Source organism: Pseudomonas sp. NPDC087342 (genome assembly GCF_044744265.1).
Classification (GTDB): domain Bacteria; phylum Pseudomonadota; class Gammaproteobacteria; order Pseudomonadales; family Pseudomonadaceae; genus Aquipseudomonas; species Aquipseudomonas nunensis.
In genome coordinates, this window is record NZ_JBIUXZ010000005.1 from 288,700 (window position 1) to 302,211 (window position 13,512).

17 protein-coding genes are annotated in these 13,512 nt (G+C 58.3%); 11 read left to right on the top strand and 6 right to left on the bottom strand.

The window, feature by feature from the left end:
- The first annotated feature begins 252 nt into the window (after positions 1 to 252).
- On the top strand, positions 253 to 2,112 hold the full coding sequence (locus tag ACIOYV_RS15355) for an ABC transporter ATP-binding protein (protein ID WP_290029311.1): 1,860 nt from the start codon (positions 253 to 255) through the stop codon (positions 2,110 to 2,112).
- Positions 2,113 to 2,128: 16 nt separating this feature from the next.
- On the opposite strand, the gene ACIOYV_RS15360 is transcribed toward ACIOYV_RS15355, so the two are convergent.
- Positions 2,129 to 3,031, bottom strand: coding sequence for an AraC family transcriptional regulator (locus tag ACIOYV_RS15360; protein WP_401324738.1), 903 nt, complete (start codon positions 3,029 to 3,031; stop codon positions 2,129 to 2,131).
- A 195-nt stretch (positions 3,032 to 3,226) separates the two neighbouring features.
- Between ACIOYV_RS15360 and ACIOYV_RS15365 the strand changes: the two genes are divergently transcribed.
- Positions 3,227 to 3,649, top strand: a complete 423-nt coding sequence (locus ACIOYV_RS15365; protein WP_401324740.1) for a hypothetical protein — start codon at positions 3,227 to 3,229, stop codon at positions 3,647 to 3,649.
- Positions 3,650 to 3,672: 23 nt separating this feature from the next.
- Here the strand turns inward: ACIOYV_RS15365 and ACIOYV_RS15370 are convergent, their stop codons facing one another.
- Positions 3,673 to 4,035: a helix-turn-helix domain-containing protein gene (locus ACIOYV_RS15370; protein ID WP_054055007.1), complete on the bottom strand. Its 363-nt coding sequence runs from the start codon at positions 4,033 to 4,035 to the stop codon at positions 3,673 to 3,675.
- A gap of 111 nt (positions 4,036 to 4,146) precedes the next feature.
- Between ACIOYV_RS15370 and ACIOYV_RS15375 the strand changes: the two genes are divergently transcribed.
- From ACIOYV_RS15375 to ACIOYV_RS15385, 3 genes are all read left to right on the top strand, one after another.
- Entirely contained in the window at positions 4,147 to 4,881 is a 735-nt protein-coding gene (locus tag ACIOYV_RS15375; RefSeq protein WP_401324742.1) for an SDR family NAD(P)-dependent oxidoreductase, read from the top strand.
- 72 nt (positions 4,882 to 4,953) lie between these two features.
- Positions 4,954 to 5,556 carry an NADPH-dependent F420 reductase gene (locus ACIOYV_RS15380; RefSeq protein ID WP_401324744.1) on the top strand — a complete coding sequence of 201 codons (603 nt, stop codon included), beginning with the start codon at positions 4,954 to 4,956 and terminating at the stop codon, positions 5,554 to 5,556.
- A 121-nt stretch (positions 5,557 to 5,677) separates the two neighbouring features.
- Positions 5,678 to 6,079: a hypothetical protein gene (locus tag ACIOYV_RS15385; RefSeq protein ID WP_401324746.1), complete on the top strand. Its 402-nt coding sequence runs from the start codon at positions 5,678 to 5,680 to the stop codon at positions 6,077 to 6,079.
- Between the two features lie 171 nt (positions 6,080 to 6,250).
- On the opposite strand, the gene ACIOYV_RS15390 is transcribed toward ACIOYV_RS15385, so the two are convergent.
- Positions 6,251 to 7,162: a LysR family transcriptional regulator gene (locus tag ACIOYV_RS15390; RefSeq protein ID WP_401324748.1), complete on the bottom strand. Its 912-nt coding sequence runs from the start codon at positions 7,160 to 7,162 to the stop codon at positions 6,251 to 6,253.
- A gap of 91 nt (positions 7,163 to 7,253) precedes the next feature.
- Here ACIOYV_RS15390 and ACIOYV_RS15395 point away from each other — a divergent pair, with 91 nt between their 5' ends.
- The 3 genes from ACIOYV_RS15395 to ACIOYV_RS15405 all read left to right on the top strand — a co-directional run bounded on the left by ACIOYV_RS15395 (position 7,254) and on the right by ACIOYV_RS15405 (position 9,227).
- Positions 7,254 to 7,694 carry an ester cyclase gene (locus tag ACIOYV_RS15395; RefSeq protein ID WP_401324750.1) on the top strand — a complete coding sequence of 147 codons (441 nt, stop codon included), beginning with the start codon at positions 7,254 to 7,256 and terminating at the stop codon, positions 7,692 to 7,694.
- Positions 7,695 to 7,714: 20 nt separating this feature from the next.
- Positions 7,715 to 8,635 carry an NADP-dependent oxidoreductase gene (locus ACIOYV_RS15400; RefSeq protein ID WP_265044822.1) on the top strand — a complete coding sequence of 307 codons (921 nt, stop codon included), beginning with the start codon at positions 7,715 to 7,717 and terminating at the stop codon, positions 8,633 to 8,635.
- A gap of 79 nt (positions 8,636 to 8,714) precedes the next feature.
- On the top strand, positions 8,715 to 9,227 hold the full coding sequence (locus tag ACIOYV_RS15405; protein ID WP_401324752.1) for a hypothetical protein: 513 nt from the start codon (positions 8,715 to 8,717) through the stop codon (positions 9,225 to 9,227).
- Here the strand turns inward: ACIOYV_RS15405 and ACIOYV_RS15410 are convergent.
- Positions 9,212 to 10,099, bottom strand: a complete 888-nt coding sequence (locus tag ACIOYV_RS15410) for an SDR family oxidoreductase (protein ID WP_401324754.1) — start codon at positions 10,097 to 10,099, stop codon at positions 9,212 to 9,214. The genes ACIOYV_RS15405 and ACIOYV_RS15410 overlap by 16 nt on opposite strands.
- A gap of 98 nt (positions 10,100 to 10,197) precedes the next feature.
- On the opposite strand from ACIOYV_RS15410, the gene ACIOYV_RS15415 reads away from it, so the two are divergent.
- On the top strand, positions 10,198 to 11,049 hold the full coding sequence (locus ACIOYV_RS15415; RefSeq protein WP_401324756.1) for a helix-turn-helix transcriptional regulator: 852 nt from the start codon (positions 10,198 to 10,200) through the stop codon (positions 11,047 to 11,049).
- A gap of 190 nt (positions 11,050 to 11,239) precedes the next feature.
- Here the strand turns inward: ACIOYV_RS15415 and ACIOYV_RS15420 are convergent, their stop codons facing one another.
- Positions 11,240 to 11,620 (bottom strand): helix-turn-helix domain-containing protein, encoded by a 381-nt coding sequence (locus ACIOYV_RS15420; protein WP_054614670.1) that lies wholly within the window; start codon positions 11,618 to 11,620, stop codon positions 11,240 to 11,242.
- A 96-nt stretch (positions 11,621 to 11,716) separates the two neighbouring features.
- Between ACIOYV_RS15420 and ACIOYV_RS15425 the strand changes: the two genes are divergently transcribed.
- Positions 11,717 to 12,124, top strand: a complete 408-nt coding sequence (locus ACIOYV_RS15425; RefSeq protein ID WP_265044824.1) for a DoxX family protein — start codon at positions 11,717 to 11,719, stop codon at positions 12,122 to 12,124.
- A gap of 10 nt (positions 12,125 to 12,134) precedes the next feature.
- On the top strand, positions 12,135 to 12,878 hold the full coding sequence (locus tag ACIOYV_RS15430) for an SDR family NAD(P)-dependent oxidoreductase (protein ID WP_401324758.1): 744 nt from the start codon (positions 12,135 to 12,137) through the stop codon (positions 12,876 to 12,878).
- A 294-nt stretch (positions 12,879 to 13,172) separates the two neighbouring features.
- Here the strand turns inward: ACIOYV_RS15430 and ACIOYV_RS15435 are convergent.
- Positions 13,173 to 13,512, bottom strand: a 340-nt coding sequence (locus ACIOYV_RS15435) for a GyrI-like domain-containing protein (RefSeq protein WP_401324760.1), incomplete at its 5' end; no start/stop codon positions are given.

Here is a 13,512-nt window from a genome sequence, read left to right on the forward strand (position 1 = left end):
GGTCTGCCCGTTGAACTACCGGGTAGGCCATACACCGATGTCCATCTGGTTACTGCTGCTGTTGACCGGCTGCTTTAGGTCAATAGCCACGGTCCTGCGTAGACCGTCGCGGAGGGTGACCAAACTTCGGGCTGTTCCGCCATTTCCAATGACATCATCGACCTCGATTCCCAGCAACCTCAACCTCGCAAAACCCTCAACGCAACCGATCAATGGCAGAATCTCCTCAACTTGATCGTTTTGGAGAACACCATGCTTCGTGCGTTTGAACGAAGACTCGACCCTTTTCCTCCTGACGAGGTACCACCGCCACCCAACGGTCTGGCTCGCTTCCTGTGGGCCTGCACCCGGGGTGCTCGCGGTTACATTCTGGCGCTGGCGCTGCTCAGTGCTGCGGTGTCGATTTACGAAGCCTGGCTGTTTTCTTTCCTCGGGCAGGTCGTGGACTTGCTCTCGACCTGGCAGGCCGGCGGTGAGGCGGCTGCGCAGGAAAGTCGCGTGTTGTGGGGCATGGGCATTGTCATGGTGGCCAGTGTCGGGCTGGTGGCGTTGCGCACGATGGTGCAGCACCAGATTCTGGCGATTAACCTGCCGTTGCGGCTGCGCTGGGATTTCCATCGCCTGATGCTGCGGCAAAGCCTTTCGTTTTTTTCCGATGAGTTTTCCGGCCGGGTCACGACCAAGGTCATGCAGACTGCGCTGGCGGTGCGCGACGTGCTGTTCACCCTGATCGAGATCTTGCCCGGGATCGGCGTGTATTTCATCGCGATCATCGCACTGGCCGGCGGCTTCGCGCTGAAACTGATGCTGCCGTTCGTTGCCTGGGTCGTGTTGTTCGGCGTGGCCATGTTGTACTTCGTGCCGCGCCTGGGGAAAGTCGGGCAGGAACAGGCGAATGCGCGGTCGATGATGACCGGGCGTATCTCGGACGCCTACACGAATATCACGACGGTGAAGCTGTTCTCCCACTCCAATCGTGAAGCGCACTTCGCGCGTGCGGCGATGGAAGATTTCAAGCAAACCGGCTTTCGCCAGATGCGCCTGGTCAGCCTGTTCGAGATCGTCAACCAGGCACTGGTCGTGGCGTTGATCATGGCCGCCGGTGGTTATGCGCTGTGGCTATGGCACCAGGGCGAGGTCGGCGCAGGTGCCGTGGCGGCGATCACTGCCATGGCGTTGCGGATCAATGGCATGTCGCACTGGATCATGTGGCAAATGACTTCGCTGTTCGAGAGCATCGGCACCGTACAGGATGGCATGGCGACGCTGACCCAGGGCGCCAAGGTGCAGGATGCGCCGGACGCGGGCGTGCTGGCGACCTCCGGTGGCGCGGTCACTTTCGACAACGTCAGCTTCAACTACAACGGCGAACGCCAGGTGCTCGATGGCCTGAGTCTGAGCATTCGCCCGGGCGAAAAGATCGGCCTGGTGGGCCGCTCCGGCGCCGGCAAATCCACGCTGATCAACCTGCTGCTGCGCTTCTACGACATCGACAGCGGGGAGATTCGCATCGATGGCCAAAACATCGCACACGTGACGCAAGACAGCCTGCGCGGCGCCATCGGCATGGTCACGCAGGATACCTCCCTGCTGCACCGTTCCATTCGCGACAACATCGCCTACGGCCGTCCCGATGCGACCGACGCGCAAATCCGCAACGCCGCCGCAAATGCCCAAGCCGATGGGTTCATCAGCCAACTGAGCGACCGGCAAGGCCACACCGGCTACGACACTCTGGTGGGTGAGCGCGGCATCAAGCTGTCGGGCGGCCAGCGCCAACGCGTCGCGATTGCCCGGGTCATGCTCAAGAACGCTCCGATCCTGCTGCTCGATGAGGCCACCAGCGCGCTGGACTCGGAAGTCGAAGTGGCGATTCAGGAAAGCCTCGATGAAATGATGCAGGGCAAGACCGTGATCGCCATCGCCCATCGGCTGTCCACGATTGCGGCGATGGACCGGCTCATCGTCATGGATGACGGACGCATCATCGAACAGGGCACTCACGCCGAATTGCTTGGGAAGAACGGCGTGTATGCGCGGCTTTGGCAGCATCAAAGCGGCGGGTTCCTGGGGGAGGATAAGGGTGTGTTCGAGGCTGTGGATCAGTTGTGAGGACGCCGCGTCTGATTCAAGCCTGTTCTTCAACCCCACCCAGGCTGTTGTCGTCCCGTGGCGAGCGTCCGAAATACGCCTTGTAGGCGCGGCTGAAAGAAGCCTCGGACTCGTAGCCAATCGCAAACCCGACCTCGCCGATGCGGCTGTTGTGCTTGGCCAGCATGGTTTTTGCCAGGGTCAGGCGCCATTCATTCTGGTAACGCAGCGGTGAGCGTCCCACCAGCGCGCTGAACCGATCGCAGAAGCTTGAGCGTGACATGCCGGCGATCGTGGCGAGTGCCTCGATGCGCCATTGTTGCCCGGGCTTCTCATGGATGGCTCTGAGGGTTCGGGCGATGCGCTCGTCGGACAAGCCGCCTAGCCAGCCTGAGGCCATGCCGTGCTGAACCCAGGTGCGCAGGATACGAATGACGGTGAGGTCAATCAGGCGCGAAATCATCAACGCGCCGCCAGGCTGCGTGTCATTGGCTTCGATCAGCATGAAATGCAGGATACCTTCCGACCACGCTGCAGCTTCGGCGTGCTTGATATGGATCAGCCACGGCAGGGCGAACAGCATGGCCTGGAAGCTGCTGGCATCGAACCAGAAGCGACAGATGACGAGCGACGCAGGTCCCTCGGAGACGGTGATGCTCAACGATGACGGGTCGTGGGGCAGCAGCAGGATGTCGCCCTGTTCGATCGTCTGGACCTGCCCGTCAGCGCCTTCGATGTGCAGCTGTCCCTGTTGCAGGACGCAGATGTGCGAGCTTTTTTCGTCCAGTTTCAAACGTTGACCCAAAGCCTGCGTCGTGGAGTAGACGCGATCCCCGGTCAGACGAATCTGGGCCAAAACCTGCGAGAGCAGATCGCCTGTGGCAAGCCCCTCTAACTGCATCTCTGGACGAATGGTCAAGTCTTCGAGTAGATCCGTCATGTCAGTCCGGCCACGCCTTCAATAGTCTGAGCCCCGAAGCATAACGCTTTCACGCGGTTGATCGACAACGCAACAACGTGCGCTGCGTGATGCGCATCATCCAATCAAAAAAGGAATAGTCGAATGTTCGGGATCTCTGCCCTTGGCTGGGTACACACCCTCGGAAGCTTGCCAGCCATCCCCTTGGCGGCTTACATGTTCATCAAGCACGGACGAATCGTGCCAAGGTCGCGGGCCGGCCTTGCCTATTTCGTCTCGATGCTGATCGGCGGCTTCACAGTATTTCTGGTGGCCCATCAACCGATCAGCCCGGTGATCGGGGCGGTCACGATCGTGTTGTTGATCGCCGGTTACGGAGTCGGTTTCGTTGCCTGGCTGGGGCGGGCAGGGGTGTACCTTGAAACCATTCTTCTGAGCCTGACGGCGTTCTTGCTGATGGTCCCGACCGTCTCGGAGACGTTGCGTCGAGTGCCCGATGGCCATCCCATCGTCACTGACCCGAATTCGCCATTGCTCAAAGGCGCGCTGGGTTTTATCGCGCTCGCGCTGGTGGTTGGCGTGGCGGCTCAGGTGTTCGCTCTGCGGAAAAACGGCGCGCGCCTGCGCAGGGTCGCCTGACGCAGCGGTAATCCAGCATCGCGCTAGGCCAGAGCGTCGCGCTCGGCAAAGATGCTGGCCATTTGCGTGGCGTTTTCGGTGCCCCAGGCGCACAGCGGCATGATCGCGTCAGCCAGGCTGCGCCCGAGCGGGGTCAGCGTGTAGTCCACGCGTGGCGGCACTTCCTTGTAGTCGTTCCGTGCCAGCACGCGATCGGCTTCAAGATCCTTCAGTTGCTGGATCAGCACTTTGTCGCTGACGCCCGGGATCAAACGTTTGAGCTCGCCGTAGCGTTTCGGGCCGTCGCGCAGGAAAAACAAGACCAGCGGCTTCCACTTGCCCGAGATGATGCGCAGCGTGGCGTTGAGCCCACAACCGGTGCCACAGATTTCAGAAGTCGTCGTCATATTTTGATACTTACCAAAAGGTGCATACTTGTCCTTAGGTTATCAGCGCTGCATCCTCGTCTCAAGCAAGCAATCCATGCTTGGGTAAAACTCCAACGAAGGATGCACGACATGACCAGACTCAATGGAAAGACCGCCGTGATCACCGGCGGCGCTACCGGCATCGGCCTCGCCGCAGCAAAACGCTTCATCGAGGAGGGCGCCTTTGTCTTCATATTCGGCCGCCGACAGGAAGCGCTCGACGCTGCTATAGCCGAGCTCGGGCCGAATGCCCGCGCAGTGAAGGGCTCGGTGTCCGAGTTGGCCGATCTCGACCGACTCTACGCGGCAGTGAAGGCTGAGCGCGGAACCCTCGACATCGTCTTCGCCAATGCCGGGGCGGGCAGCCAACTTCCGCTCGGCAAGATCACCGCCGAGCACATTGACGAAACCTTCGAAACAAACGTGAAAGGCTTGATCTTCACGGTCCAGCAGGCGCTGCCGCTGATGGGGCAGGGTGGTTCGATCATCCTGACCGGATCGAGCGCCGGCACCACGGGCGCCCCGGCATTCAGCGTCTACAGCGCAAGCAAAGCGGCAGTGCGCAACCTCGCGCGGACCTGGGCGGAAGACCTGAAGGGCACCGGCATCCGGGTCAACGTGCTGTCGCCCGGCCCGACGGCGACCGAACTCGCGAAGGCAGCGCTGGGCGAGGAAGGCATGAAGGTCTTCGCTTCGATGAATCCACTCCAGCGCATGGCTGATCCGGCAGAGATCGGCGCGGCGGCCGCGTTTCTCGCGTCGCAGGACAGCAGCTTCATGACCGCCAGCGAGGTCGCCGTCGACGGCGGTCTGGCACAAATCTGAATCCCTACGCCCAGCCCGTCACTCCATCGATATTCGGAGCCCGTTGGGCGTGCCAAAACCTGAGGAAAATATATGAGCTACGCAATTATCGGCTTCGGCAAACTTGGCCAGGCGCTGGCCAAAGCGTTTGCCCGCAGCGGCATCGAAGTATCCGTTGCAACCACTCGCGACCCCGAAAGTTTTGCCTCCGCTGCGGCCGATATCGGCCCCGAGGTCATTGCCAAAACACTGGCGCAAGCCCTCACGGCAGACATCATCTTTTTGGCTGTCCGTTTCGAGTCGCACCGGGATGTCGCGAAGGCCCTGCCGAGCTGGAAGGGCAAGACCCTCATCGATGTGACCAATGCCTACGGCGTGCCTCCCGAGGAACTGGGAGGACTGCCTTCTTCCAAGTTCATCGCGCAGGCCTTCACAGGTGCAAGACTGGTTAAGGGCTTCAACCATTTGGTTGCTGGCGTTCTTGACCAGGATCCGGCGGTAAAAGGTGGCAAGCGAGTCGTGTTCCTGGCGAGCGACGATGACGGCGCCGCGGCGGAGATTGCTACGCTTGCGGAAAATCTCGGTTTCTCGCCGATCAAACTGGGGGGGCTTTCGGAAGGTGGACTGCTGGTGCAGGCCCGCGGAAATAGCTGGGGTCAGTTGATCTTCAAGGACCTGGTCAAGTTCGACCAATAGGCGCACACCAGGGCTCATTAATCGTATCAATAACAACCATTGATTCAATGAAGTTCTCTTATTAATACCGCGGCGTAAGATCGGCTCCATTCCCAACCACTACACCCCGGAGCACACCATCATGAAACGCCAAACCATCCTCGGCATCGCGTTCTCGATCTTCGCACTGAATGCATTCGCTGCCACTTCTACTCAACCTGTGGTCGCTGAAGGCGGCTCGGATCACCTGATGCAGAATCGTGTTGCCGAAGGTGGCGCTGATCGTCTTCTGGAAAAACGCGCTGTTGCGGATGCTTCGGATCGCCTTTTCAGCGACGCCGTAGCCGCTACTGAGACTGACCCATTGTTCAGCGACGCCGTTGCCGCTAATGAGACTGACCCGCTGTTCAGCGATGCCGTTGCCTCGACTGAAACCGATCCACTGTTCAGCGATTCCGTTGCCTCTGATGGTTCGGATCATCTGAAAGGCAACCAGGTTGCCGAAAGTGGTTCTGACCGTCTGCTCGAACGCCGTGCCGCCTGAATGCATGGTTTTACCGCAGTACTCGACGAAAGCCCGGCCTTATCCGCCGGGCTTTTTTTTTGCGCGATGGATGCGTGTCCTGGTTAATAAAAAAACCAGCCACCATGTCCACGTCCTGCAAGCGAGACGCTTCAAGAAAAGGTTCGCCGGCCAGCGGATGCTGCCCATCCGTCACAGCTCCAACGCGACCTTTTCAATCATATCCCTGAACCATTCTTGAGCCGTACTCCCATTGACACGACGGTGCCAGATCAGATGAAAAACAATCTCCGGTAGCGCCACTGGTGGAGGGAACAGGGCGAGTTGCCGTCCATTGGGTGAGCTGAGGGCTATTCGTTTCAGGACAGTGGCGGTCATGTGAGAAGCGGCGATGACCGCTGGCACCGCGAACATATGCGGCAGCGTCAGTGCCAATTTGCGTTGTTTACCCAGTTGCGCCAACGCCTGATCCACCAGGCCGTGTCGCTCTCCTTCTGGAGAGACCAGCACATGGGGCAACGCAAGGTATGTATCCATGTCCATCCCGCCTCGGGCCGCTGGGTGGTCGTGAGCGATGAGCGTGACGAAAGCGTCGCGCAGGATCGGCCGTGTCAGAATGCGGCCATCCTGATGGCTCGGTAATACGCCAATGGCGGCGTCGATAACCCCGGCATCGAGCAAGTCCACCGCGTGGTCGCGGCCGTTGACGGCGTGGACGTTGATCGACAGGTTCGGCGCGTGTTCTTCCAACGCCTGCAACAGCTTTGGCAGCAGCACGAACGCGGGGTAATCCGACAGGCCAAGGTTCATCGTGATCACTGTATCGGCGGGTGCAAAACGGGGTTTCGTCACCAATGCGTCTTCGATTTGCCTTAATGCCAGTGCGATGGGTTGGGCCAGATCACGCGCGCGCGGTGTCGGCAGGAGACCCTCAGCACTGCGTAAAAACAGCGGGTCGCCTAACAGTTTGCGCAAACGGGAAAGCGCTGCACTCATGGCGGGCTGGCTGACGCCGACTTGAGTCGCTGCTCGAGTCACGTTTCGCTCGGTCATCAAGGCGTTAAACGCGGCCAGCAAATTCAAATCGATGCCATGAAAATCCATAATTCAAATAAACACCTATACAGATCATTTGTTTTACAGATGTTAGCCCATCACTGACACTTTCGTCATACCCCACGACGAGAGCAATGCAATGACTTCCAGCGAACTTACCGCCCGCCTCAACACCGAACGCCAGGCAGTTGAAACTCTGTATCGCGCCTTTAGCGAAAAGAATCCTGACCTCGTCGACAGCGTGCTGTCCGCCGACTGGGACGACATCCCATTGGCACCTAGGCAAGGTCCAGGTCCGGAGGGCATCAAGCCGATTATCCGCAGCTTCGGCGAGGCATTTCCGGATGTGCACATCGTTATCCACGACATGATCCAAGTCCCTGGTCAGATCGCTGTTCGCGCTGAAATAACGGGCACCCATCTGGGCGAATTGTTTGGCATTGCCGCCACTGGCAAGAAGGTGAGCTTCCGTCTGCATGAGTTCCATACACTGGACGGCGAGCGTGTCGTTACGACTTGGCACATGGAGGACTGGTTCGGCCTGTTCCTGCAACTCGGTCAATTCCCTGCTCAAGCTTGAACCACCGCGAGAGGCTCATCATGAAAGCAGCATCCATCTCTTTATTTGGCGGCCCTGAGGTCGTCACTTTCCACAACGCCGGCCCAAGGCAGCCAGGCGCAGACGAGGCCGTCGTGCGTGTCGAGGCCGCGAGCGTCAATCCGCTGGATTTGAAGATAATCGCCGGGTATATGCAGCCGGTATTTCCAGTCGAACTGCCGTACATTCCCGGCACCGATTTCAGCGGTGTCGTCAGCAGCGTCGGTGATCAAGTCACGCACCTGAAACCAGGTGATCGTGTATTCGGCCGCAGCTCACCCAGCGCTGGTGGTGCGTTTGCCCAGCAATTGATAGTCGCCGCCGCCGACCTTTGCGTGATCCCTTCCACCATGAGCTTCGAGCAGGCCGCGGCACTGCCTACGGCGTTCGGTACTGCGCGACAGGCGTTATTCGAGGTCGGGCAGTTGAAACGCGGCGAGCGGGTGTTGATCCATGCGGGAGCGGGTGGCGTAGGCAGCATGGCGGTGCAGTTGGCTCATATGGCTGGCGCCCACGTCATCGCCACGGCCTCCGCGCGCAATATTGAACTGGTGAAGAGCCTGGGCGCGGACGAGGTGATCGATTACCGCAGCCAGGATTTCACCACGCTGAGTGACATCGACCTGGTGCTCGACATCTTGGGTGGCTCCACGCTGGAGAACTCTTGGTCGGTGCTGGGTATGAGCGGCCGTATTGCGACCCTGGTGGAATTCGACATCGAATCCCGCGAAGGACATGTCGGCCAGGCGGTGTTCTTCGCCAGTGCCACGCCTTTTCTCCAGGAAGCCGTTCGGCAGTTCAGTGCGGGGCAGTTGCAGGTCATCACCGACTCGATCTTTGCCCTGGACGAGACCCGCGCCGCGTTGGAAAAAGTGGCCACCGGGCATGCGTGTGGAAAGGTCATCATCCGCACCGGCCATTGATTCGGGAGTCACAACATGACACTCAACGCACAACAAGTGGTTCTGATTACGGGTGCCGGTTCGGGCATCGGCAGGGCGATTGCTCTGGCGCTGGCCTCGGCTGCACGAACCCTTTCTGGACCCCTACATTGCGAGCAAGGTGGCCGGTGATGCGCTCGCCGAAGTCATGGCCATGGAGGTAAGGCCGTCAGGTATCGAAAGCGTCATCCTGGTGCCGGGCGCGTTCACCTCTGGAACCGAACATTTTGCCGATGCGCAGGTTCCGGCCTACCAGGCCATTGAGCATCAATACGGTGAGCTTGCCGCGCGCATGGCCGGTCTGGGCGAGAAGCTTAATGCGATTGACCTGGCCAATGGCGGTGCGCTGGATGTTTCAGCGGTCGGTCAGGCTGCCGCCGAGGTGCTTGCAATGCCTCGCGGCCAGCGACCTTTACGCGTGACCGTTGATGGTCAGCATAAAGGCACCGAAACAATCGATGCGGTGTATTACCAGAAGCAGGCGGAGTTTCTGCGCCAGATGGGTCTGGACGACATGATCTTGCCGGCTCCGCCCGCCGGCATTGGGGACGAGGATGCCTATCGGATGAAATAGCTTCTGAGGTCGTCAATCAAACCCGGCCCGCTTGGCTGCCAACCCAACCGCGTTTGAGTCTTCGTACTCATGCTCGACATGTCCTTACCCACAAAGCTCGATAGCCAACCGAAAGTCGCCATCGCATCATCCGCTGGCACCGCCACTGTAGGTACGCCCAGACCTTCGCCGATTGTTTCAGCAATCAGGCGAAAAGTGATGCTGGATTCGGCAGTGGCATGGTATCGAGCGCCTGGTTGGTGCTTTTCCAGCGCCAGGCGGTACAAGTGCGCAGTATCCGCAACGTGAGCGGCGGACCATTGATTAAGGCCTTCATCGATATAGGCTGAGACTCCCTTTTCCCGCGCCTGCTTGATGACCTCAGTGACCAGACCTTGTTTGTGCGGATTGTGGATTTGTGAAAGCCGCATCACCACCACGTTGACCCCGCGTTGTAATAGCGCCTCCCCAGCCAATTCCGATGCGATCCGAGGATGGGGATGCTCGGGGTCAAAGTGATCCTCATCGGCGGGCTGTCCAGGTGATGGCGAGCCCATCGGCGTGCCGGAGGTGATGATCAACGGGCGCTCAGAACCTTCCAGCGCTGAACCCAAGGCCGCAATAGCACATGAGTCCTTCTGACAGTTAGAGACGAAGTGGGTGAAGTCGTGATCGAACGCCGTGTGGATGACGGCATCGCACACTTCGGCACCGCGCTGGAGGCTGGCGAGGTCTTCGATATTGCCGTGGTGGGGCTCGGCACCCATCGCCAGCAACTCCCGAGCACCCGCGTCTGAGCGCGTCAGCCCCAACACCTGATGACCTGCGTTGAGCAATTCACGGGCGACCTGGGAACCAATAAAGCCTGTTGAACCGGTAAGAAATACGCGCATGTCTGAAATCTCTCTTTGCGGAAGTCAGGAGAGTGCGCGTAACGTTTATCCAGTTAAAGGTGTGACGTTATCAGGGTATAAAAACTAACAGGATCATCATGGCAAGCCAGTCTGCTCATCTGTTGGGAACGTATTTGAAGGATTGTCGCGCGCGCCTGGACCCCGCCAGTTTTGGTTATTCCGGCGCGCGTCGACGCACTCCGGGATTGCGTCGAGAGGAGGTCGCGCACCGGGCGAACATCAGCGCTACCTGGTACACGTGGCTGGAGCAAGGGCGCGGCGGCGCACCCTCCGTGCAGGTGTTGAACCGAATTGCTCAAAGCCTGTTGATGACCGAGCCGGAGCGCGAGCACTTGTTCATGCTCGCCTTTGGTCATCCCCCCGAAGTTGTCTACTGTGCGCCAGAGGGCGTGACGCCGCGCTTGCAACGAATTCTGGATACCCTCGAATTCAGCCCCGCTTTTATCAAAACCGCCACTTGGGATGTGCTGGCCTGGAACAGCGCGGCGGCGGCAGTGTTTACTGACTACAGTCTGCTGCCAGTGGAGCAGCGCAACATCCTGCGCCTGATGTTTTGCAACCCCGGCGCTCGGGCCAGACAAGACGACTGGCAAGCTGTCGCGCGTTTCATTGTCGCCTCTTTTCGGGCCGAAGCTACCCGCGCCGGAGCGGCCTCTGAAGTGATCAAACTCGCCGATGAGCTGTGCAGCCTGAGCCCTGATTTCTCGGCATTGTGGCGTGACAACGACGTTCGTCTACACGGAGAAGGAACCAAACGCCTGCGGCATGCAACCCATGGCGTTATCGAACTGGAATACTCCGGCTTTGCGGTGGACGGCCGCCCGGATCTTTCGATGATCGTCTACAACCCGGTTACGAGCGTTGATGCAGATCGCGTTAGGGCGATTGTGGAAAGGCATTTGGCATTGGGAAGTGTTGCGTTGAAATGATGGGGTGTGAATAGGGTAGGGTGGGCATCACCTTTTTAGCATGGGGGCTCTTTAAGCTTCGCTCCTGGCCGCTATCGGTCGGTCGCGACAGACAGCAATCGGCCAAAAGCAGTCAGTCATGACCGGCCGTTCGACCCATTGCTGCCTTTCAAGCTACACCCAGATCGACTCAAATCAGTCGTTGATCCAACTAGATTATTTTTGCTTTGCGGCCACGTGAGGCGGGCTTCACCGGCACGCTTCCGCCGTATTCGTTCCACCATTTAGCGAGCGCCTCCATCGTCGGTCCGAGTGCACGTGCTTTTGCTGTCATTTCATATTCAACACGCGGGGGCACTTCTGCGAAGACCGTTCGCGAGATCAAGCCATCGCTCTCAAGCTCTCGAAGTTGCGCCGTCAGCATGTGTTGTGTAATGCCGCTGATCGCTTTGCGCAGTTCCCCAAAACGGTAGATTCGCTGGTTTAGCAGCCACATGATCTCCAGCTTCCACTTGCCTGAAAGCAGCGAAAATGCGCGCCGCATTTCCTCATGCATATTGATCTGACCGTCATCATTAGTCTGGTTTTCCATACTAAGCACCAGTTTTTCATCCTACTTGTGGTCTTTCATATTAAACGACATCTTTGCCCCAAGTCGAAGTAACAACACCTGTTTAGGAAAAACCTCATGATCGGAAATTATATTTACTGGGTTAGCACAGCGCTTCTTTCGCTGCTCTATTTCGCCTCTGCCTCGATGTACATCGCCAAAGGAGACTTTGTTCGCAACGCACAAGCGGAGTTGGGCTATTCAGCCGCCCATCTCGTGCCGTTGATGATCGTGGTGAAGATACTGGGGCCCATCGCGATTTTGTGGCGTTTCAATGTGGCAATCAGTGATCTGGCGTATGCCGGAATGTTTTATCACCTGTTGCTATCAGCGTCAGCCCACCTGGGTGTTCGTAAACCCAAAGGATCTATCCCGGCAGCCGTTGGGATCATTCTCCTCGCTGCTTCCTTCGTGACACAAAACTTTGTTCGCGAAAATCCATCGCCTTATGCGCCGATGGCGATCATTCATGATGCTTTTAAGTGAGGGGAGTACTATGACTCGACTCAATGGAAAAGTTGCTATTGTCACCGGCGCCGGCCGTGGTATCGGCCGAGCCACCGCTAAACTTTTGGCGGCGGAGGGTGCGAAAGTCGCGGTCGTTTCGCGCACGGCTGAAAATGTTGATCAGGTGGTTGCCGATATACAGGCCGCTGGCGGTGGCGCCCTCGGAATCGTTTGCGATATCGCTGATCCCGATCAATTTCCTGTCGCTGTCGACAAGGTGATGGCTGCCTATGGACGAATCGATATTTTGGTTAACAATGCTTTCGATCCCTCTGCGGTTTTTTCATCGGTGATTGAGCTATCGGCCGAGTTGTTGCAGCGTAATTTAGAAATGGGCCCGATTGCTTATCTGCGAACAATGCAGGCGTGCTATCCCCACCTTAAAGCTAGCGGTGAGGGCCGGGTTATTAACTTCGCTTCCTTGGCCGGCGTAATTGGCATGCAGGGCTATGCGCCTTACAACATGGCAAAGGAGGCAGTACGTGCTTTGACTCGCACTGCGGCCAGGGAGTGGGGCGCTGACAAGATCACTGTCAACAATGTCATGCCGGTTGCTGATACTTGGGGAACAGCAGTCGATGCGCCTGCCCCCACTAACGCGCTTGGCCGTTATGGATCACCGGAAGAGGATATTGCGCCAGTGGTATTGTTTCTCGCCAGCAGGGACTCGCAGTTCTTGACGGGATACAGCCTCACGCCTGACGGAGGTCAAATCATCGACAGCGCCCGCTAACTGTCGTGTCCAAACACTAAATGCCAACTCAACGGAAATCAGGAGACATGACATGCCATGTCTCGTGATTAGCGGTCAAGCGGAATTCGGATGCGGTTGCGGCGGCTGCATTCGATCCAAAGTAATCCTCTATCCCATGGGCCGCGCTAATAGAAAGCCTCACCGTGTATAGCATTCAGAACAGGCGAAAAGACGGATGTTGAACGTCCACTTCTGGCCGATTGCAGCCTGTCACAAAAAGCTATCCCCCTGAGCAGACACTCGTCAGCCAAGATCAAAAAGCAGGTCGTCCCGTTATTGCAACGGAACATACACATCCGTTTGCCATTGATCCTGCGGTGTTTGCGGATACACGCTCAGGTAATGGAAGAACAGTGGCTGATCACGCAGTTCTTCGCCACTGGCAGGCAGCCAATCGCGGTAAATCGGATAAATCGATTCGCCGATGTGGTCCGGCGACCCCACGTGCCGCACTACGACGCAACGACCGCCAGCAATGACCAGTTCGCGCACGCCGAACGCATTCGGTTCCACCGCCTCGTGAATCTCGCCGCAAATGGCGAAGCGGAATGCTTCTGCTGGCGTGGTGTCGGGGTAGACGTAGGGAATGACAACGCTGCGAATCGATGACACC

Coding starts and splice junctions, on each gene's coding strand:
- ACIOYV_RS15415 (WP_401324756.1), top strand. CDS start 10,198: ATGGCAAGCCAGTCTGCTCATCTGTTGGGAACGTATTTGAAGGATTGT.
- ACIOYV_RS15400 (WP_265044822.1), top strand. CDS start 7,715: ATGAAAGCAGCATCCATCTCTTTATTTGGCGGCCCTGAGGTCGTCACT.
- ACIOYV_RS15355 (WP_290029311.1), top strand. CDS start 253: ATGCTTCGTGCGTTTGAACGAAGACTCGACCCTTTTCCTCCTGACGAG.
- ACIOYV_RS15390 (WP_401324748.1), bottom strand. CDS start 7,162: ATGGATTTTCATGGCATCGATTTGAATTTGCTGGCCGCGTTTAACGCC.
- ACIOYV_RS15430 (WP_401324758.1), top strand. CDS start 12,135: ATGACTCGACTCAATGGAAAAGTTGCTATTGTCACCGGCGCCGGCCGT.
- ACIOYV_RS15380 (WP_401324744.1), top strand. CDS start 4,954: ATGAGCTACGCAATTATCGGCTTCGGCAAACTTGGCCAGGCGCTGGCC.
- ACIOYV_RS15420 (WP_054614670.1), bottom strand. CDS start 11,620: ATGGAAAACCAGACTAATGATGACGGTCAGATCAATATGCATGAGGAA.
- ACIOYV_RS15385 (WP_401324746.1), top strand. CDS start 5,678: ATGAAACGCCAAACCATCCTCGGCATCGCGTTCTCGATCTTCGCACTG.
- ACIOYV_RS15360 (WP_401324738.1), bottom strand. CDS start 3,031: ATGACGGATCTACTCGAAGACTTGACCATTCGTCCAGAGATGCAGTTA.
- ACIOYV_RS15395 (WP_401324750.1), top strand. CDS start 7,254: ATGACTTCCAGCGAACTTACCGCCCGCCTCAACACCGAACGCCAGGCA.
- ACIOYV_RS15370 (WP_054055007.1), bottom strand. CDS start 4,035: ATGACGACGACTTCTGAAATCTGTGGCACCGGTTGTGGGCTCAACGCC.
- ACIOYV_RS15425 (WP_265044824.1), top strand. CDS start 11,717: ATGATCGGAAATTATATTTACTGGGTTAGCACAGCGCTTCTTTCGCTG.
- ACIOYV_RS15365 (WP_401324740.1), top strand. CDS start 3,227: ATGTTCATCAAGCACGGACGAATCGTGCCAAGGTCGCGGGCCGGCCTT.
- ACIOYV_RS15410 (WP_401324754.1), bottom strand. CDS start 10,099: ATGCGCGTATTTCTTACCGGTTCAACAGGCTTTATTGGTTCCCAGGTC.
- ACIOYV_RS15375 (WP_401324742.1), top strand. CDS start 4,147: ATGACCAGACTCAATGGAAAGACCGCCGTGATCACCGGCGGCGCTACC.